General features: G+C 39.6%; 19 protein-coding genes. 14 read left to right on the forward strand and 5 right to left on the reverse strand.

All coding sequences use genetic code 11. The annotated features are described in order from the left end of the window. The first annotated feature begins 69 nt into the window (after positions 1-69). From coaE to rhlB, 4 genes are all read left to right on the forward strand, one after another. Positions 70-693: a dephospho-CoA kinase gene (gene coaE / locus DPV95_RS06495; protein ID WP_005695506.1), complete on the forward strand. Its 624-nt coding sequence runs from the start codon at positions 70-72 to the stop codon at positions 691-693. Further along, positions 683-889 (forward strand): DNA gyrase inhibitor YacG, encoded by a 207-nt coding sequence (yacG, locus tag DPV95_RS06500; protein WP_005695505.1) that lies wholly within the window; start codon positions 683-685, stop codon positions 887-889. Before coaE ends, yacG begins: the two co-directional genes overlap by 11 nt. Further along, positions 886-1,167, forward strand: a complete 282-nt coding sequence (locus tag DPV95_RS06505; protein WP_032822874.1) for a GNAT family N-acetyltransferase — start codon at positions 886-888, stop codon at positions 1,165-1,167. Before yacG ends, DPV95_RS06505 begins: the two co-directional genes overlap by 4 nt. A gap of 89 nt (positions 1,168-1,256) precedes the next feature. Next, positions 1,257-2,516 (forward strand): ATP-dependent RNA helicase RhlB, encoded by a 1,260-nt coding sequence (gene rhlB, locus DPV95_RS06510; protein WP_049367125.1) that lies wholly within the window; start codon positions 1,257-1,259, stop codon positions 2,514-2,516. Positions 2,517-2,556: 40 nt separating this feature from the next. Here rhlB and mreD read toward each other — a convergent pair whose 3' ends face one another. The 4 genes from mreD to DPV95_RS06530 form a co-directional block, all read right to left on the reverse strand. Beyond that, a complete protein-coding gene (gene mreD, locus DPV95_RS06515; protein WP_049367127.1) occupies positions 2,557-3,045 on the reverse strand; it encodes a rod shape-determining protein MreD in 489 nt (162 codons plus the stop codon). After that, positions 3,045-4,109, reverse strand: a complete 1,065-nt coding sequence (gene mreC / locus DPV95_RS06520) for a rod shape-determining protein MreC (RefSeq protein ID WP_049367131.1) — start codon at positions 4,107-4,109, stop codon at positions 3,045-3,047. Before mreC ends, mreD begins: the two co-directional genes overlap by 1 nt. An 85-nt stretch (positions 4,110-4,194) precedes the next feature. Then, entirely contained in the window at positions 4,195-5,250 is a 1,056-nt protein-coding gene (locus tag DPV95_RS06525; protein ID WP_005695498.1) for a rod shape-determining protein, read from the reverse strand. Positions 5,251-5,421: 171 nt separating this feature from the next. Next, on the reverse strand, positions 5,422-7,212 hold the full coding sequence (locus DPV95_RS06530; protein WP_049367133.1) for an ABC transporter ATP-binding protein/permease: 1,791 nt from the start codon (positions 7,210-7,212) through the stop codon (positions 5,422-5,424). 165 nt (positions 7,213-7,377) lie between these two features. On the opposite strand from DPV95_RS06530, the gene DPV95_RS06535 reads away from it, so the two are divergent. The 10 genes from DPV95_RS06535 to lipA all read left to right on the forward strand — a co-directional run bounded on the left by DPV95_RS06535 (position 7,378) and on the right by lipA (position 17,277). Continuing rightward, positions 7,378-9,030 carry a putative transporter gene (locus DPV95_RS06535; RefSeq protein ID WP_049367135.1) on the forward strand — a complete coding sequence of 551 codons (1,653 nt, stop codon included), beginning with the start codon at positions 7,378-7,380 and terminating at the stop codon, positions 9,028-9,030. A gap of 151 nt (positions 9,031-9,181) precedes the next feature. Next, complete coding sequence (gene rsfS, locus DPV95_RS06540; protein ID WP_049367137.1) at positions 9,182-9,490, forward strand: ribosome silencing factor; 309 nt, start codon at positions 9,182-9,184, stop codon at positions 9,488-9,490. 39 nt (positions 9,491-9,529) lie between these two features. After that, positions 9,530-9,997, forward strand: a complete 468-nt coding sequence (rlmH, locus tag DPV95_RS06545) for a 23S rRNA (pseudouridine(1915)-N(3))-methyltransferase RlmH (RefSeq protein ID WP_049367140.1) — start codon at positions 9,530-9,532, stop codon at positions 9,995-9,997. Between the two features lie 15 nt (positions 9,998-10,012). Beyond that, positions 10,013-11,989, forward strand: coding sequence for a penicillin-binding protein 2 (mrdA, locus tag DPV95_RS06550; RefSeq protein WP_049367143.1), 1,977 nt, complete (start codon positions 10,013-10,015; stop codon positions 11,987-11,989). After that, a complete protein-coding gene (rodA, locus tag DPV95_RS06555; RefSeq protein WP_049367146.1) occupies positions 11,989-13,104 on the forward strand; it encodes a rod shape-determining protein RodA in 1,116 nt (371 codons plus the stop codon). The genes mrdA and rodA overlap by 1 nt, the downstream gene beginning before the upstream one ends. A gap of 53 nt (positions 13,105-13,157) precedes the next feature. Continuing rightward, a complete protein-coding gene (locus DPV95_RS06560; RefSeq protein ID WP_049367148.1) occupies positions 13,158-14,015 on the forward strand; it encodes a septal ring lytic transglycosylase RlpA family protein in 858 nt (285 codons plus the stop codon). Positions 14,016-14,036: 21 nt separating this feature from the next. Next, positions 14,037-15,224: a D-alanyl-D-alanine carboxypeptidase family protein gene (locus DPV95_RS06565; RefSeq protein ID WP_049367150.1), complete on the forward strand. Its 1,188-nt coding sequence runs from the start codon at positions 14,037-14,039 to the stop codon at positions 15,222-15,224. Between the two features lie 108 nt (positions 15,225-15,332). Further along, entirely contained in the window at positions 15,333-15,611 is a 279-nt protein-coding gene (gene ybeD, locus DPV95_RS06570) for a DUF493 family protein YbeD (RefSeq protein WP_049367152.1), read from the forward strand. A gap of 1 nt (position 15,612) precedes the next feature. Next, positions 15,613-16,254: a lipoyl(octanoyl) transferase LipB gene (gene lipB / locus DPV95_RS06575; RefSeq protein WP_049367154.1), complete on the forward strand. Its 642-nt coding sequence runs from the start codon at positions 15,613-15,615 to the stop codon at positions 16,252-16,254. A 60-nt stretch (positions 16,255-16,314) separates the two neighbouring features. After that, a complete protein-coding gene (gene lipA / locus DPV95_RS06580; protein ID WP_049367157.1) occupies positions 16,315-17,277 on the forward strand; it encodes a lipoyl synthase in 963 nt (320 codons plus the stop codon). A gap of 69 nt (positions 17,278-17,346) precedes the next feature. On the opposite strand, the gene DPV95_RS06585 is transcribed toward lipA, so the two are convergent. Continuing rightward, positions 17,347-19,371: a hypothetical protein gene (locus DPV95_RS06585; protein WP_049367159.1), complete on the reverse strand. Its 2,025-nt coding sequence runs from the start codon at positions 19,369-19,371 to the stop codon at positions 17,347-17,349. Positions 19,372-19,439 lie beyond the last annotated feature (68 nt).

Consider the following 19,439-nt stretch of genomic DNA (forward strand, 5'->3'; position numbering starts at 1 on the left):
CATTGGAAAATATTATATTTAAAGGATAGATGCGAAACATCCCCTCTAAATCAAGTAGCAAGGAATCTTATGACTTATATTGTGGGCCTCACTGGCGGCATCGGTAGTGGAAAAAGCACAATTGCAAATCTTTTTGTTGAACTTGGTGTCCCTATTGTTGATGCCGATATTGTGGCAAGAGAAGTGGTTGAAAAAGGCTCGCCGCTACTTGCTCAAATTGCTGAGCACTTTGGAAAATCGATTTTGACTGAAGAAGGCGAATTAAATCGAGCTGAGCTACGAAAAAAAGTATTTGCAGACGAAAATGAGAAAAACTGGCTCAATCATTTATTACATCCTGCTATTCGAGAAAGAATGTTAGCACAGTTAAATGCTCAGACCGCTCCTTATACCTTGTTTGTCGTTCCACTGCTTATTGAAAACAAGCTCACCACGCTTTGCGATCGCATACTTGTTATCGATGTTAAACCTGAGACTCAACTCGCTCGTGCATCATCGAGAGATCATAATAATATTCAGCAAATTCAAGCTATTATGAATGCACAAGTCAGCCGAGAAGAAAGATTAAAATGGGCGGATGATATCATTTCAAATGATGCAAAATTGCCAGAAAACTTACCGCACTTAAAACAAAAAGTGCTAGAATTGCACCAATTTTATTTAAGTGAATCGAGAAAGAAAGATGTCAGATGAAATTTTTGAAGTACCCTGCCCAACATGTCAAAAGCCAGTGCCTTGGACGCAGGAAAGTCAATTTCGCCCTTTTTGCAGCAAACGCTGCCAACTCATTGATTTAGGCGAATGGGCTGCAGAAGAAAAAGCCATTCCAAGTGATACTGCTGATTTTGCCATGGATCCCAATCTCAGTGATGAATGGAGTATCAAATGAGTCTTCAGCATCATGATAATGGTAAACAGGGCGAGTTTTTCTTACTCGATGAACAAGGCAAGAAAATCGCAAAACTCACCTATTTTTATGAAACACCCGATACCATTAATGCTAATCACACGTTTGTTGATGATTCTCTTCGAGGACAAGGTGTGGCGGACAAACTCTATCAAGCCTTAATTCATTTTATCCAAGCTAAAAAGCTGACATTGCACCCAACTTGTAGCTATATCGCAAGAAAATGGGAACGAACCCAATCAGCTCAATCACAAGCTTAATCTTATTAATAAGCTCGTCATTTTTAAGGATATTTTTCCGACTTCGTGCTATCCTTAGCCCTATTTATTTCTGAGAACCATTATTTATCATGCAAGAAAATTATTTAAGCCAGCAGCGATTTGCTGATCTTCCATTACATCCTATCGTACAAAAAGCCCTACAAGACAAGGGGTTTGAATATTGTACCCCGATTCAAGCATTATCATTACCTATCACGTTACAAGGAAAAGATGTTGCCGGCCAAGCGCAAACCGGCACGGGTAAAACCATGGCATTTTTAACGGCAACCTTTCATCACTTATTAACACATCAACCTGATTTTGCCACCTCTCAACCTCGCGCATTAATTCTTGCACCAACCCGTGAACTGGCTGTGCAAATTAATAATGATGCAGAATTATTAGCTAAAACAAGTGGATTACGAACCGCACTTGCTTATGGTGGAGATGGCTATGATAAACAGCTCAAAGCTATCGAAGCCGGTGTAGATATTTTAATTGGCACTACTGGTCGTGTGATTGATTATGTTAAACAAGGCATTATTCGTTTAGATGACATTCAAGTCGTGGTATTGGACGAAGCGGATCGTATGTTTGATTTAGGATTCATTCGTGATATTCGTTATTTATTACGCAAGTGTCCTTCTCCGCAAGAACGCCTCACCATGCTCTTTTCTGCTACACTCTCTTACAAAGTGCGCGAACTTGCCTTTGAAGATATGAATTCCCCAGAATACATTGAAATTGAACCAGAACAAAAAACGGGACATCGAATTAAAGAGGAACTTTTCTATCCGTCAAATGAAGACAAAATCCCTCTCTTACTGACATTAATGGAAGAGGAATGGCCGGAGCGTTGTATTGTTTTTGCGAACACTAAACATAAATGTGAAGAAATTTGGGGCTATTTAGCAGCAGATGGCCATCGTGTTGGATTACTCACGGGTGATGTGGCACAGAAAAAACGTCTTTCATTGCTCAAACAATTTACAGATGGTGAGCTCGATATTCTCGTGGCAACTGATGTTGCGGCGCGTGGATTGCATATTTCAGACGTGACTCATGTCTTCAACTTTGATTTACCCGATGATCGAGAAGATTACGTTCACCGTATTGGTCGTACTGGTCGAGCAGGTGAAAGTGGTGTGTCTATCAGCTTTGCTTGTGAAGAATATGCGATGAATTTACCGGCAATTGAAGAATACATTAGTCATTCTATTCCTGTCAGTCAATATGACCCGAATTCATTGATTAGTGATATTCCAAAACCTTATCGTTTAAAGCACCATTCTACGTCCCAAACGAGAAATACTTCGACGAGAAAAACAAACTATCGTCGTAAAAACTAAAAAGAAAAGCTGATGAACTTCTTCATCAGCTTTTTTATGATTAATGCAATCCAACTCTTCGACGCGCAGTACGCATCAATAAGAATACCCAAGGCCATAAGATGCCAGATGCAACAGCACCAAAGATTTCCTGCCAATTAAAAAATGCACCATGCAAAGAAAATTCAACCAAGAAAATAGCCACTCGAATGACAAAAACGAAAAGAAGTACTAATAAGCTTTGAAACCACAAGGAAAGGTTACGCAACATTAAGTAATATTTAGAAACAAAATAGAAGGTAATAGAAAGTACCAGCGCATGCACGCCTAAAATAGAGCCTAGCACAATATCCCATAAAACTCCGAGTAAAAATGCCAAACCAATGCTTACTCTATCAGGTAAAGCAAGGGTCCAGTAAAGCAAGACTAAAATCAACCAAGAAGGTTTAAAGGCTTGAAAGCCTGCTGGCCATGGCGCTAACTCCATCACTAATGCCACAACAAAAAAGCATAAAATGGTCGCCCATTGAAAAATAAAACGCCCTTGCATTAGTCTTCATCCCTATGTTCTTGTTGCTCTGGAGAAACCGGTTCCTCTTGTTGAGGCATTGTGGTCGGAATTTCAGGATCCACGATTTCTTTTCCTGTATGTGGTTGAGAGCTATCCGATTGATCATCCATAATTTTGGTTTTTCTCACAGAATGTTTTGCTTCATGAGCTTGGCTTTCCAAACGCTGCTGTACAAGACGACGCACTTCTTCCGGTGACATAGATTTGACTTTCGACATATCAAGATTGCTCGGCCAAAGTAAAAGCAGATAACGTAAACGATCTAACTCAGCCAAAGGTTTCGCTTTCACCGTTGCAAAGTAATTTGAGCCATCACGAGACACGCTTTGTACGACTGCCACAGGATAGCCTTCTACAAAACGTCCGCCCAAACCCGAAGTTACTAATAAATCGCCTTTTTCAATATCCACGGAACGAGGTACATTATCTAAGGTAAGCTCATCAGAGTGTCCTGTACCACTCGCAATCACACGAACATCATTACGTAAAACTTGTACTGGAATTGAATGAGTCACATCCGTTAAAAGCAATACTCGGCTCGTATTTTCGCCCACAGATATAATCTGTCCAATCATCCCTTTTTCATCAATTACGGGTTGACCGACATAAGCACCATCTCGCTCTCCTTGATTAATCACCACTTGTTGACGATATACATCGGTTTCAGCTGTAAGCACTTCTGCAATCTTTTTATATTCATCGGTACGTAAAGGCGAATTAAGAAGTAAACGAAGACGTTGGTTTTCTACCTTGAGTTGGTCCAATAATAAAAGATCGGCATTTTTCTCACGCAACTGCTCACGCAATACTTTATTTTCAATAAGCAGTTTGTTGGTATCCACCAAGTTACTTGATACACCATCTAGAACTGTTCTTGGCCCATTCGCAAGGTAATACAAGCCCCCCACGGCAGTTTCCATGACACTACGCGCCTTCGTCATTGATGAGGTTTGCCCATCAACTAAAATGAGTGTCATCGAAGCAATCACCGCTAATGTGAGTCGGATACCTAATGGTGGTGCTTTACCAAAAATGGGTTTCATTCACTGTCCTAGGGTTGAAAGGAAAAGTGCGGTCAAAAAATCAGACAAATTAAAACGCCGATTTTTCTAACCGCACTTTTAGAGATTAAATTTCGTCGCTGAAAATATCGCCGCCGTGCATATCAATCATTTCGATTGCCTCACCACCACCACGAGCTACGCAAGTTAATGGTTCTTCTGCGATGATTGCTGGTACGCCACATTCTTTTGATAACAATACATCAATGTTGCGTAATAAAGCACCACCACCCGTTAATACCATACCGCGTTCGAAAATATCTGCGGCGTGTTCTGGTTGACATTCTTCAAGCGCTGTACGCACAGCTGCAACAATACCATTTAATGGTTGTTGAAGAGCCTCTTGTACATCACGAGAGGTTAATTTAAATGAACGAGGCGCACCTTCAGCAAGATTGTGACCGTGCACTTCCATTTCTAAAATTTCATCGCCTTCTTGAATGTAAGCTGTACCAATTTCGTGTTTGATACGCTCTGCAGTTGGTTCACCAATCACAGAACCAAAAGTGCGACGAACATAAGAGATGATCGCTTCATCAAAACGGTCACCACCAATACGAACAGAGGATGAGTACACGATACCGTTTAAAGAAATCACCGCCACTTCAGTGGTACCACCACCGATATCAATCACCATTGAACCGATCGCTGTAGAAACCGGCAAATTTGCACCGATTGCAGCAGCCATTGGCTCTTCAATTAAATACACTTCACGAGCACCTGCACCTAATGCCGATTCTTTGATTGCACGACGTTCAACTTGAGTTGCACCAGCCGGTACACAAACAAGCACGCGCGGGCTAGGACGCATAAAGTTACCGCTATGTACTTGTTTAATAAAATATTGCAACATTTTTTCAGTCACAGAGAAATCGGCAATTACACCATCTTTCATCGGACGAATTGCCACAATGCTTTTTGGTGTACGACCAAGCATTTGTTTTGCTTCTTTACCTACTGCCGCAATGCTTTTATATGCACCCATACGGTCTTGACGAATTGCCACTACTGAAGGCTCATCAAGTACGATACCTTGGCCTTTCACGTAAATTAATGTATTTGCTGTACCTAGATCGATAGAAAGATCATTTGAAAATAAACCACGAATTTTTTTGAATAACATAAGAATTCCGTCATTAGTTTGGTGAAAAATTACTCATTTCTGAGCATAGAAAAAAATTGTGCTAAATGTATCAAAAAATCGAGTTTGATAACAGGATTTTTTAATTTGATCGCCCACACTTCCCCTACTATTTTTTCAAGCAAGGTAAGTGAGGTCAATTCTAGTTGTATTTTATACGAGATTTCGGTCAGTGAATTGCCACTTGCCGTTACCTAAAATCATCAATTGCTGCTGATGGAAAGCTTGTAAGGTTGAATGATGTCCCACGCTAATAACGGTTGTATAAGGTAAGCGTTCTTTTAATAGATGATACATCGTATCTTCTAAGCCTTCATCCATACTCGCCGTGGCTTCGTCTAGGAATGCGACTTTCGGTTTGTGTAACAGCAAACGAGCAAAAGCCAAACGTTGTTGCTCACCAAGTGATAGAATACGTGTCCAATCTTGCTCTTGCTCTAAACGATCTTGTAAATGGCCTAAAGACACTCGTTTTAATACCTCAATCATCTCATCACGATTAAAGGTCTTTTCTTCATTCGGATAAGCCAGTGCCGTTAACAAACTACCTTGCGGTAAATAAGGCTTTTGCGATAAGAAAAGTTGGTGAGTTGGACAATACACATCTCCTTCAGAATATGCCCAAAGCCCTGCCACAGTTCTCAACAACGTGGTTTTACCCACGCCTGAATTACCTTGAATTAATAGGGTTGAACCTTGTGGCAGCGTCAAATTTAAATTCTCAATTAAGGTTTTTCCAAATGGATTACTGATGCTTAAATCCTTAAAGATCACGTCAGTTTCATGTTCGTGTAAATGCGACGTAGATTGACGATTCGCCATATCAATCGCATAACCAAAGCCGGTCAAACGATCCAATGTGGCTTTGTATCCGGCAAAACCATCGTAAGAATTACGGAAGAACGAAAGATTGGAATGCAACTTACCAAATACTTGTAGCGTTTGCATCAGATCACCAAGTTTAATTTGCTTCTCAAAATAGCGACCGACTTGAATAAGCAAAGGAAACACAACAGAAACTTGGCTAACTACTAAGTTAAAACCAGAGAATTTTAAAGTTCGATAAACAATATCCCACATGTTATTGATCACCGCACTAAATTGTTTATAAAGCTGACTACGCTCAACTTTCTCACCGGCATAAAATGCCACACTTTCCGCATATTCCTTGATACGAATTAAAGAATAACGATAGTTAGCGTTTAAACGTTCGTTGACGAAATTCAACATAATTAACGGACGTCCCAAACGGAATGCTATCGCGGTAGTAATAATCACATAAGCGAAGACCAAGAACACCATCATGCGTGGAATTTCAGTACCAAATACCATCATTGACCCCGCTAATCCCCACAATAAGATCGTATAAGAAATCATGGAGGTGACGGCATCAATCACTCCTGTACTTAAAGAAAGCGTGGTTCTAACATAGGATTGCACATCTTGTTGAATACGTTGATCGGGGTTATCTAAGTTGGCAGACACATACTGGGTTTTATAGTACGCGCGGTCCCCCATCCATTTATCCACTAACTGACCGTTTAGCCATTCAATCCAATCAATAGAAAAACGTTGTTCTAAATAGTAGCTAAGTAATGCGGCAATCACTGAACTTGTCGCAATCACACAAAACAGTACCATTTGATCCCAAAATACAGGTTCATTAAATTCCTGCAAGGATGTGTACATATTGTTATACCACTCGGAATGCACCAAGCTAATACGCACGCTAACCAATGTCATCGCCACAATTAATAAGAAAAATAGCAAAGGTTTAATACTTCGGCGTGGTGAAAGATACCCACCAGCAAATTGCCAAAATTGTTTTCCCCAATGGGTAAAACGGACTAATAAGAAAATACCAAAGCTAAACACAACAGCCGTCATCGCTAATGTTTTTACTATCCATAAAAGTGAATTAATGGCTTCTTGAGCGTAATCCATAATCAACCTATAAAATTTAAAAAGTGCGGTCATTTTAGGCGGTGTTTATTTTTAAGCAAGAAAAAATGTGATGAAGATAACATTTTTTGACTTTGTCACAAGCGGGTAAAAAATCAAGTTGATATAATCCAAAATAGTTAAATTTTTAATAAATTAGAGGTCGACATGAGTGAAACTGCGATTACCATTGGTTTACTTGCCTTAGTTGCCATCATTGGTCTATGGATCGGGCATTTTAAAATTAAAGGTGTAGGGCTAGGTATTGGTGGCGTGCTATTCGGTGGTATTTTCGTTGCCCATTTTACCACGCAATATGGCATAAAACTGGATAGCCATACGTTACATTTCGTACAAGAATTCGGGTTAATTCTGTTTGTTTATACGATAGGTATTCAAGTCGGTCCCGGATTTTTTGCATCCTTACGAAAATCAGGCTTAACTTTAAATGGATTAGGGATCTTAATCGTTGCACTCGGTGCACTCGTGACGACTCTCATTTATAAGCTTGTAGATATTCCTCTTGATGTGACGCTTGGTATTTACTCTGGTGCTGTCACCAATACGCCATCTCTCGGTGCGGGTCAGCAAATTCTTTCTGAATTAGGGATGTCGCAAACGACGTCTAATATGGGGATGGCCTATGCGATGGCCTATCCTTTTGGGATTTGTGGCATTTTGCTTTCTATGTGGCTTATTCGTCTTTTCTTTAAAATTAAAGTGGATGAAGAAGCAGCAAATTTTGAAAAAGAAACAGGTAACGATAAAGAAGCGCTCAAAAGCCTATCTCTAAGAGTCACCAATACCAATCTCAACGGTATCCATTTGATTGAAATTCCAGGTTTTGATGATGAAGATGTCGTCTGCTCTCGATTGAAACGAGGTGAGCTTGTTATTGTGCCGAAAGCGGATACCAATGTTCAGCTTGATGATATTTTACATTTAGTTGGTAACCCTGAAGGCTTGAAAAAAATGCATCTGATTATCGGGGAAGAAGTTGATGTTCCAGTCGCAAGCTTAAGTGGAGAAATTCGTTCTGAGCGAGTGGTCGTGACAAATGAAAAAGTGCTCGGAAAACAAATTCGTCATCTCGGCATTCATCAAAAATACGGTGTAGTCATTTCACGTTTAAACCGAGCAGGTGTCGAATTAGTACCAACTGCACATACAACACTTCAATTTGGTGATGTATTACACATGGTGGGTAAAACTGATATTCTCAACCAAGCAATTTCAGTGATCGGGAACGCCAAACAGAAACTGTTACAAGTACAAATGTTGCCAGTATTTATTGGGATTGGCTTAGGGGTATTACTCGGTTCCATTCCTTTCTATATTCCAGGCTTCCCTGTGGCATTGAAATTAGGGCTAGCGGGCGGGCCATTAGTTGTCGCGTTAATCTTGGCTCGAATTGGTTCTATAGGCAAACTCTATTGGTTTATGCCACCGAGTGCGAACTTGGCATTGCGAGAAATTGGTATAGTGCTCTTCCTCGCTGTAGTCGGTTTAAAATCTGGCGGTAGCTTTGTTGACACACTCACTCATGGTTCTGGTCTTGAATGGATGGGATATGGTATTTTTATTACGCTTATTCCATTAATCATTGTCGGTGTGATTGCCCGATTATATGCGAAATTAAATTATCTTTCTCTTTGTGGTTTATTGGCGGGGTCGATGACTGATCCTCCAGCGCTCGCTTTCGCAAACGAACTAAAAGAAGGAAGCGGTGCCGCAGCACTCTCCTATGCGACAGTCTATCCGCTCACAATGTTCTTGCGAATTATTTCACCGCAATTATTAGCCATTCTATTATGGGTTTAACTCCTTCAAACTTGGGGCAGAATAGCTGCCCCAAGTTTTATTACTAAGCAGCATTACGACCATAAAACAATTCAAATAAAATCGGCCCCAAGCCTACCCCTTTCCTTCATTCAATGATAGAATTCATCGCTTTATTTAGATAGGAAAAGAAATGTCATTAGTTGAATTTGTAATTGATAAACTCGATGATTTAAAAGGCACTGAAATTGTGCATTTTGATGTAAAAGGCAAATCATCGATTACTGAAAATATGATTATTTGTACCGGCACATCTAGCCGCCAAGTCGCAGCTATGGCCGATAACCTTATTGCAGAATGTAAAAAAGCCGGTTATGAAACCTTTGGTGAAGAAGGTCGTAATACAGCGGATTGGATCGTGGTTGATCTCGGTCAAACCATCGTTCACATTATGCAGCGCGATGCACGTGAAATGTATCAATTAGAAAAACTTTGGGCATAAAGTGCGGTCAATTTTGACGGTGTTTTAAAAGGGAAAAGGATGAAAATCACATTAATTGCAGTGGGCACAAAAATGCCGGCTTGGGTTACCACCGGATTTGAAGAATATCAACGTCGTTTTCCCAAAGACATGCCTTTTGAACTCATTGAAATCCCTGCGGGAAAGCGTGGAAAAAATGCGGATATTAAACGCATCTTAGAGCAAGAAGGCAAAGCAATGCTCGCTGCTTGCGGAAAAGGCAAAGTAGTCACATTAGATATCCCAGGCAAACCTTGGACAACACCACAACTTGCTGAGCAATTAGAAGGTTGGAAAAATGATGGTCGTGATGTGTGCTTGCTTATTGGCGGGCCAGAAGGCTTATCCCCTGAATGCAAAGCGGCAGCAGAACAAAGTTGGTCACTGTCACCACTCACACTGCCCCATCCATTAGTGCGAGTTATCGTGGCAGAAAGTTTATACCGCGCGTGGTCACTGACAACAAACCATCCTTATCACAGAGAATAACGTATTACATTACCGATGAATTTAAAAAAATTCTTTTCTGCACCAACTAATGAACCGATCCGCGATAAAAAAGCAGAACGGAACTTGTTTGCACGTCGAACATTGGTAGCATTCATCGGTATTTTAGCCCTAAGTGGCGTGCTATTTGCCAATATTTACCATCTACAGGTGGTGAATTACGACATGTATCAAACTCGCTCTAATGGTAACCGTATTAAATTACTTCCGCTTCCTCCTACTCGTGGATTAATTTACGACCGTTACGGCGAATTACTGGCAGAAAACCTCACCTTTTTCGGTTTATATATCGTGCCGGAAAAAACAGAAAATTTAGACCGCACTTTTGAAGAATTGCGCTATGTTGTAGGGTTAACTGATGAAGACATTGAGCATTTCAAAAAAGAACGTCGTCGCGGTACACGTTATACGCCGATTTTACTCAAACCAAGTTTAACGGAAGAACAAATTGCCCGTTTTGCAGTAAACCAGTATAAATATCCAAGTCTTGATGTTCGCCCTTATTTCAAACGAAATTACCTATATGGCGAAGCCATGACTCACATTTTAGGTTATGTGGGACGCATTAATGACCGAGATGTTGAACGCCTGAAAAAAGAAGAAAAATTTGCTAACTATTCCGGCTCTACGGACATGGGAAAACTGGGTATTGAGCGTTATTACGAAGAACAACTCCATGGTACAACCGGTTTTGAAGAGGTTGAAATTAATAACCGTGGTAAAGTTATTCGTAAATTACGTGAGCAACCAGCCACCGCGGGTAAAAGTATTCATCTGACCATCGATTTTACCCTTCAGCGCTTTATTATGTCGCTTCTTTCAGGTCAAAAAGGCGCTGTTGTTGTGCTTGACCCGAAAGATAACAGTGTATTAGCGATGGTTTCAACACCAAGTTATGACAATAATTTATTCGTCGATGGCATTTCTTCTAGTGATTATAAACGTTTACTCGAAGACCCTACTCGACCGCTTTACAGTCGTGCGACGCAAGGGGTGTATCCACCGGCCTCTACGGTAAAACCATTCGTTGCTGTTGCCGCATTAACTGAAGGGGTGATTACACCTAATACCACGATTTTTGACCCAGGCTACTGGACATTACCAAACTCAACAAAACGTTTCCGAGATTGGAAAAAAACAGGGCATGGCTATACGGATTTAAACAAAGCCATTACTGAATCATCGGATACCTTCTTCTATCAAACCGCCTTTAATTTAGGTATTGATCGTTTTTCCATGTGGATGAAGCGTTTTGGGTTTGGTATGCCTACTGGTATCGAAATTCAAGAAGAAGCCACGGCCAATATGCCGAGTAAAGAATGGAAACAAAAACGTTACAAAAAACCTTGGGTACAGGGCGATACAATCTCAGTGGGTATTGGGCAGGGGTATTGGACAGCGACACCATTACAAGTGGCAAAAGCGACCTCTATTGTGGTCAATAACGGTAAAATTCATACGCCACATTTAATGAAATCAGTTGAAGGTGCCACCATTGAACCGTATCAAGACCCGCTTTTATATGAAGATATTACCGATCCAAAACAAGCTTATTGGGATGCCGCTAAGCGCGGGATGTTCAATGTAGTAAATTCAGGTGCAGGGACAGGGCGAAAAGCTTTTATCGGCACGAATTACCATGTAGCAGGGAAATCCGGCACAGCACAAGTGTTCAGCTTAAAGGAAAACCAAAAATATAATGCCGCTGGGTTAAAAAAAGAACTACATGACCATGCTTGGTTCACGGCTTATGCGCCTTATGAAGATCCAAAATTAGTTGTCACCATTATTTTAGAAAACGCGGGCGGTGGTTCAAGTAATGCGGCGCCAATTGTACGGCAAATTATGGATTTCTACTTGAATAAACGCTTGCCGCAAATTGAACGTCTAGAAAATGCTGAAAAAGAGAAAAAGACGAACCAAACTGATTTAGATGCGCCAGCACTAGAATCTCAACCAAGTGAGAATGAATAATGGAAGAAAAAGTGCCTCTATGCTTGCGATTATGGCAACGCTTACATATTGATTTTTTATTATTTATTGGATTAGCCGCTATTACAGCCTATGGCATGCTTGTGCTTTATAGTGCATCTGGTGCCAGTGAAGTGATGTTCCAAAATCGTATCATTCAGATCATATTAGGTTTTACTGTCATGATGATTATGGCGCAACTTCCCCCTAAATTTTATCAGCGACTCGCTCCTTACTTATATTTGGTGGGTTTTATCATGCTGATCTTGGTTGATGCTATCGGAACAACCAGTAAAGGAGCACAACGTTGGCTAGATCTGGGATTTATTCGCTTTCAGCCTTCTGAAATTGTCAAACTCGCGGTACCATTAATGGTAGCGGTATATTTAGGTAACCGTCCATTACCACCGAAAATGAGCGAAACCTTTATTGCTATCGCCATGATTATTGTGCCAACTTTACTTGTGGCTATTCAACCAGACTTAGGTACATCAATTCTGGTTAGTGCATCGGGCTTATTCGTGGTATTCTTAGCAGGGATGAGTTGGTGGCTTATTCTTGCTGCTGTAGTTGGATTAGCGGCATTTATTCCTATCATGTGGATGTATTTAATGCATGACTACCAACGCATGCGTGTATTAACCTTACTTGACCCCGAGAAAGATCCCCTTGGGGCGGGTTACCATATTTTGCAATCCAAAATTGCCATCGGTTCAGGCGGTATATCTGGCAAAGGATGGATGCAAGGGACACAATCCCAATTAGAATTTTTGCCTGAACCACACACTGATTTTATTTTTGCCGTGATGAGTGAAGAACATGGAATGGTCGGTTTTCTTATTCTGATGGCAATTTATTTGTTTATTATTATCCGTGGCTTAATAATTGCGGTAAATGCAGAAACCTCTTTCGGGCGTATTCTTGCGGGCGCAACCACACTGATATTCTTCGTTTATGTCTTCGTGAATATTGGTATGGTGAGTGGCATTTTGCCTGTTGTAGGGGTGCCTTTACCACTCTTTAGCTACGGCGGTACCTCATATGTCGCCATCATGGCAAGCTTTGGTTTAGTGATGTCCATTCATACTCACAAACCTCGCTTTATGAAAGGGAACTAATTTCCCTTTTGGCTTTCTTATGAAGAGCACCGATAATCTTGAAAGTAATAAGTATGACATTAAAAAACATCTTAAAAACGACCGCACTTTTTACCTTGATAAGCAGCTCAAGTTTTTCTGCTTTTGCCGATACGCAAAAAATGTATGGTATTCAAGGAGATTCACTGTCGATTACTACGACCGTTCAAGCGCCACAAAGCTATGAAGTGAATGGTAAAACATACACAACACAAGGTGATGAGGCAAAGTCCTATTCAAAAGAAGGGACAGCAAGTTATTACCACCATAAATTTAATGGTCGTAAAACAGCTAATGGTGAACGCTATAATTCGGCTCTTTTCACTGCAGCCCATAAAACGTTGCCGTTAAACTCTTATGCAGTTGTCACAAACTTGCATAACAATCGTAAAGTGATTGTGCGAATTAATGATCGCGGCCCATTCAGTGAGAAACGTATCATTGACTTATCCCATTCGGCTGCGAAAGAATTAGGCCTTATTGCTCGTGGTACAGGACAAGTAAGAATTGAAGCCTTACACGTGGATCATGAAGGTCAAATTTCAGGTGCAGGAGCAAAAACACTCGCTAAGCATGCTAAAACGCAAGAAGCCAGTGACCGTTTAGTTATCAATAAAAATAACGAAAAAAAAAATCAAAACTTAGAAAGAACAAACGATGCAAAAACTGTCTTCAAGCTAAAACTACTCGCTCTATCGTCAAAAAATCAAGCAGAAAGCATCATCACAAAACTCGCACTAGACGACATCAAAACTGAAATTAATCAAAATAGGCAAAACTACGAAATCCATTTTGGTCCATTAACGGAGCAAGCGGATATTAATCAATTAAAAACAAAATTACAAAAAACGATCAATGGGCAACCCGTAATCGTTTATACTTATAAAAACTAATAAGCTATTAAAGGAAATGCTATGTTAAAACAATCTGCAAAATTGAAAAAAATTGTACTATGCTCGGGATTAATGGCAGCATCAACATTTGCCGCATCTGAAGACATTCAATATGGTATCGCAGTACCGGAAGTGAATGCACAAACTTATGTTTTAATGGATTACAATTCTGGTGCGGTACTGGCATCACTTAACCCTGATCAACGCCAATACCCTGCTTCATTAACGAAAATGATGACCAGCTATGTGGTTGGTGCGGCATTAAAACAAGGTAAAATCCATAATGAAGATATGGTGACGATTAGCGAAAGCGCTTGGGGTAGAAATTTCCCTGATTCATCAAAAATGTTCTTAAATTTAAATCAACAAGTGTCTGTAGGTGATTTAAACAAAGGGATTATCATTGTTTCTGGTAATGATGCCTGTGTTGCAGTAGCTGAACATATTTCGGGTACCGTGGCTAACTTCGTTGATACCATGAATAAATACGTTCAACAATTTGGCTTAAAAAATACTAACTTCACCACACCACATGGTTTAGACGATCCAAACCAATATTCAACTGCACGTGATATGGCGATTATTGGTGCGCATATTATTCGTGATTTACCGGAAGAATATAAAATCTACGCAGAAAAAGACTTTACGTTCAACAAAATCAAACAACCTAACCGTAATGGCTTATTATGGGATAAAACCATTAACGTTGATGGTATGAAAACCGGTCACACAAGCCAAGCTGGTTATAATCTTGTCGCATCAGCAACAAGTCCAAACAATATGCGTTTGATTTCTGTTGTCATGGGCGTGCCAACCTATAAAGGTCGTGAGATTGAAAGTAAAAAACTCTTACAATGGGGTTTTGCTAACTTTGAAACCTTAAAAACCTACAAAGCCAATGAAGAAATTTCAAAACAATCGGTTTACTACGGTGATAAAGGTGAAGTGAAAGTCGGTGTATTACAAGATGGATTTATTACTGTGCCAAAAGGTAAACAAACTGACTTAAAAGCACGTTATGAATTAGATAACAAATACTTACAAGCTCCTTTAGCAAAAGGGCAAGTGGTAGGTAAAATCGTTTATCAATTAGATGGCAAAGATGTCGCTACCGTGAATCTTCAAGCATTAGAAGATGTACAAGAAGGCGGCTTCTTGGGTAAAGGTTGGGACTGGTTAGTGTTAACAGTTAAAGGATTATTTGACTAAACACCTTGAAAATTAACCGCACTTCCCCATTTATATTACATCAATAAATTCGTAAGGTGTGTGAATTTAGCTGATTCACGCACCTTATTCTTAAATTAAGGAAACAACATGACAACTGAAAATGATTATGAAAAATTGAAAGAAGTAATGGAATTCCCCGCTACCATGACATTTAAAGTGGCTGGCGTTAACCGTGAAAATTTAGCTCAAGATCTAATCGCTGTGGTACAAAAATATTTACCAGGTGATTATATTCCAAAAGAAAAACGTAGCAGCAAAGGTACCTATAATTCTGTTTCAATTGATATTGTGGCGCAAAACTTTGAGCAAGTAGAAACCCTTTACAAAGAACTCGCAAAAGTTGAAGGCGTCAAAATGGTTATCTAAGATGAATAAAACAGATTTAATTGTCCGTGAATTAGGATTACAAGACTATCAGGAAATCTGGCATAAAATGCAGGAATTCACGGATAATAGAAATGCAGAAACCACCGATGAAATTTGGCTAGTTGAGCATCATCCTGTTTTCACACAAGGCCAAGCTGGCAAACCGGAACACTTATTACAACGCAGTGAAATTCCTGTTGTACAATCGGATCGCGGTGGTCAAATTACCTATCATGGTCCTGGTCAGCAGGTCATGTATGTGCTCATTGATATTAAACGTCATGAACATTTAAATGTTCGCCAATTAGTGACAGCACTTGAACAATCCGTTTTAAAAACCCTAGCAGACTATGGTATTGAAGGTTATCCCAAACCTGATGCACCAGGCGTATATATCGACGGCAAAAAAATCTGTTCATTAGGTTTACGTATCCGCAAAGGCTGTTCTTTCCATGGTTTAGCGTTTAATATCAATATGGATCTCAATCCCTTCCATTGCATTAATCCTTGCGGCTATGCAGGGCTTGAAATGTGTCAGCTTGCTGATTTTATCGGTAAAGAAGAGGCTACACTTAACAAGGTTTCCCCAAAATTAATTAAACACTTTGCCGAACTTTTGGGCTATAATGTTACAAATTTATAACATTCACTTTATAACACATAAAAAATGCCTGAATCAGGCATTTTTCTTTAGGAAAGAACAATGTCAACGCCTTTTAAAATGGAACGCGGCGTAAAATACCGCGATGCAGCCAAAACATCAATCATCCCTGTTAAAAACATCGATCCTAATCAAGAATTATTGAAAAAGCCGGAATGGATGAAAATCAAATTGCCATCTAGCTCATTAAAGATCGAGACCATCAAAAACGGGATGCGTCGTCATGGCCTACATTCTGTATGCGAAGAAGCATCTTGTCCAAATTTACACGAGTGTTTTAACCATGGTACGGCAACCTTTATGATTCTAGGGGCAATTTGTACTCGTCGTTGCCCTTTCTGTGATGTTGCACATGGTAAACCCTTACCACCCGATCCGGATGAACCACGTAAATTAGCTGAAACCATCCAAGATATGAAGTTGAAATATGTGGTGATTACCTCTGTTGACCGTGATGATTTGCCTGATCGTGGTGCAGGCCATTTTGCAGAATGTGTAAAAGAAGTGCGTGCATTAAACCCTGGCATTAAAATTGAGATTTTAGTGCCTGATTTCCGTGGTCGGATTACTCAAGCCTTAGAAAAATTAAAAGATAATCCACCAGATGTGTTCAACCACAACTTGGAAAATGTGCCACGCTTATATAAAGAAATTCGTCCTGGTGCTGATTATCTGTGGTCTTTAAAATTACTTCATGATTTCAAAGAAATGTTCCCAAACATCCCAACTAAATCAGGTTTAATGGTTGGATTGGGTGAAACCAATGAGGAAATTCTTCAAGTGATGGAAGACTTACGTGCAAACGGCGTCACCATGCTTACACTGGGTCAATATCTTCAACCTAGTCGCCATCACTTACCGGTTGCGCGCTATGTGCCACCAGCAGAATTTGATGAGTTCCGTGATAAAGCCAACGCAATGGGCTTTGAACACGCAGCCTGTGGCCCATTTGTTCGCTCTTCCTACCATGCTGATTTACAAGCAAGTGGTGGATTAGTGAAGTAATCAAAAACAGATAAAAAAATGACCGCACTTTGAATCTCAAGTGCGGTCATTTTTATATTATCCTTTCAACTAGTCAGTTGCTGCTGGCTTATCTTCTTCGCCCTCATCAGTCTCCATCATGCTTTCTTGACGAAGATCTTCAAGGGTGCGACCATTAATTAAGTAGCCATTTTCCGTTTTTTCCACTCTAGAAACGTAATTATCACCTTCTTCCACAAATTCTCGGTGAAGTTTTCCATCATGTTTCACAAAGCTACTTAAATATTGCCAAAAGTATGAATTTTCCTTAATGGCTAAGGCTTTTTCATTTTGATCATCAAACAACATTTTACTTAATGTCAGATTAAATGTGCCTTCAATATTATCTGGAATCATGTCTGATGAATCATCTTCGGGCACTTGAGGCACAATACCACTCACTTCCAATTTAACTGGATAAGCATTGGTCTCTGGATAAGTATTTAGATTTAAATTCAACGTTGCATTATCAACGATTAAATCAAGCTCTTTCCATGAGTTTTTGATGTATTTATCAAATGTGGCTGACGTTAAATGCGTGCTGCATAAGGCCCCATAAAACGGTGCTGAGCAAAATCTTGCTGATAAATGTGCTTTGCTGTGATTAATTTTAAATGGTGCATCAACCGCTAATTTTTCAAATTGGAACCCTGCACTTGGGTAACTCGCTTTATTCGCAGACAATGTGATATGTTCATTATATTGATCATTGTCTAGTGTTTCCGTCTTATCACTGGCTGATACGTCATCAAGCACTAAATCGGCCATATTAAATGATTTTAAGGCTGCCTCAATATTGGTTTTGCCACTAAATTCTTTTACCCATTTATCTTTGGCATTCAAGAAGTCTTTATTGTCTTTTGACGGTGCCTCTTTCTCAGCAAAAGCATCTAATAAAAACGGTACAAACGCCAATTCGTTTGCCACGTTGTAATCATCTAACTGAATATTAACTTTACCGCCTTTAGCTTCCCATTTACGCTCTTCATCGGCAGGAGTTTGTTTCACACTTTCAACATTTAATTTGAAATCCACATTGGCTTTAGTTAAATCTGTATTCGCCAACTTAAGTTCAAGACCGGCATTTTGTAAGTTAAAGTAAGGTTGATTATTTTTAGGCACATTGACAGAAAGCACGGATAACGAGCTATCAAAACGATCATTTTGTGTAAAAATTTTCGTTAACAAATTGACGCCGTCTTTAATATCTAATGAGCCATCACTTAATTTTTTAAATTCATGATGAAAATTGACCGCACTTGGCACGCCATTTTGTTTAATTAATAAATTCAAACCACCTGCTGTTGCTTGGCTTTCTTCTGTCGTACGGCTTTTATTGGCAATGCGTAAAATATCACTACTAAATTTTGTACTTAGATCACGTTTATCTGATTCCCCAGGTTTCACATCAAAATGATAAGTGGCATTTTTAAAATAAACATGTGTATTTTCCCCATTTAACAACGCCACTTCGGCATTTTTCGCGGTTAAGTCAATACTTGATAGGTCATATTGATTTGCTCCAACAGGCACAAGGCGAGCTTCACCATCAATTTCTTCAAGTTTCGTGTCTTTATCGTAATTAAAACCACTTAAGTTTGTTTTTAGCTCAACTTCTTTATTTTTTAAGAAATGAAGACCAATAGAAAGGTTTTGGGACTTATTCGCAAAATCACGGAATTCCGTCAAAATATCAGACTGTAAATAATCCCCTACCGGCGAAAATTTACTATTAATCGTGTTTTTATCAATCGTGATATTTAATGTTTTATTTAATTGACGAACTAATTGATCAGATAACTGAGACTCCGCTGTAATGAAGAAAGGCAGTGCGGTGAGCTTAGTTGAAATCACATTTGTGCTTTTCGCATCGCTATCTTTTACACTAAAGATTAACTCTCGAATAAAAAAGTTTTTCGCAGTTTGTGTCACATTTAATGTTGCTTGGTTATCCAAAGAATAAGGGAAATTTTTTAATACCTGATCGATTTTATGATTGGTGTAAAATTGTGCGCCGATCCCAAGTGCCACTGCGATAGCCGAAATCGTCAATGCTATTGTTCTTTTCTTGCTCATAATGTCCCCAAATACGATCTCAATTTACGATCTCAAAATCCTTTTGAAAAATTAACCGCACTTTAATC

This window comes from Haemophilus parainfluenzae (genome assembly GCF_003252755.1).
Lineage (GTDB): Bacteria > Pseudomonadota > Gammaproteobacteria > Enterobacterales > Pasteurellaceae > Haemophilus_D > Haemophilus_D parainfluenzae_N.

Bases quoted from the DNA above. Each gene is read 5' to 3' on its own strand.
- coaE (WP_005695506.1), top strand. From the start codon at position 70: ATGACTTATATTGTGGGCCTCACTGGCGGCATCGGTAGTGGAAAAAGC.
- yacG (WP_005695505.1), top strand. From the start codon at position 683: ATGTCAGATGAAATTTTTGAAGTACCCTGCCCAACATGTCAAAAGCCA.
- DPV95_RS06505 (WP_032822874.1), top strand. From the start codon at position 886: ATGAGTCTTCAGCATCATGATAATGGTAAACAGGGCGAGTTTTTCTTA.
- rhlB (WP_049367125.1), top strand. From the start codon at position 1,257: ATGCAAGAAAATTATTTAAGCCAGCAGCGATTTGCTGATCTTCCATTA.
- mreD (WP_049367127.1), bottom strand. From the start codon at position 3,045: ATGCAAGGGCGTTTTATTTTTCAATGGGCGACCATTTTATGCTTTTTT.
- mreC (WP_049367131.1), bottom strand. From the start codon at position 4,109: ATGAAACCCATTTTTGGTAAAGCACCACCATTAGGTATCCGACTCACA.
- DPV95_RS06525 (WP_005695498.1), bottom strand. From the start codon at position 5,250: ATGTTATTCAAAAAAATTCGTGGTTTATTTTCAAATGATCTTTCTATC.
- DPV95_RS06530 (WP_049367133.1), bottom strand. From the start codon at position 7,212: ATGGATTACGCTCAAGAAGCCATTAATTCACTTTTATGGATAGTAAAA.
- DPV95_RS06535 (WP_049367135.1), top strand. From the start codon at position 7,378: ATGAGTGAAACTGCGATTACCATTGGTTTACTTGCCTTAGTTGCCATC.
- rsfS (WP_049367137.1), top strand. From the start codon at position 9,182: ATGTCATTAGTTGAATTTGTAATTGATAAACTCGATGATTTAAAAGGC.
- rlmH (WP_049367140.1), top strand. From the start codon at position 9,530: ATGAAAATCACATTAATTGCAGTGGGCACAAAAATGCCGGCTTGGGTT.
- mrdA (WP_049367143.1), top strand. From the start codon at position 10,013: ATGAATTTAAAAAAATTCTTTTCTGCACCAACTAATGAACCGATCCGC.
- rodA (WP_049367146.1), top strand. From the start codon at position 11,989: ATGGAAGAAAAAGTGCCTCTATGCTTGCGATTATGGCAACGCTTACAT.
- DPV95_RS06560 (WP_049367148.1), top strand. From the start codon at position 13,158: ATGACATTAAAAAACATCTTAAAAACGACCGCACTTTTTACCTTGATA.
- DPV95_RS06565 (WP_049367150.1), top strand. From the start codon at position 14,037: ATGTTAAAACAATCTGCAAAATTGAAAAAAATTGTACTATGCTCGGGA.
- ybeD (WP_049367152.1), top strand. From the start codon at position 15,333: ATGACAACTGAAAATGATTATGAAAAATTGAAAGAAGTAATGGAATTC.
- lipB (WP_049367154.1), top strand. From the start codon at position 15,613: ATGAATAAAACAGATTTAATTGTCCGTGAATTAGGATTACAAGACTAT.
- lipA (WP_049367157.1), top strand. From the start codon at position 16,315: ATGTCAACGCCTTTTAAAATGGAACGCGGCGTAAAATACCGCGATGCA.
- DPV95_RS06585 (WP_049367159.1), bottom strand. From the start codon at position 19,371: ATGAGCAAGAAAAGAACAATAGCATTGACGATTTCGGCTATCGCAGTG.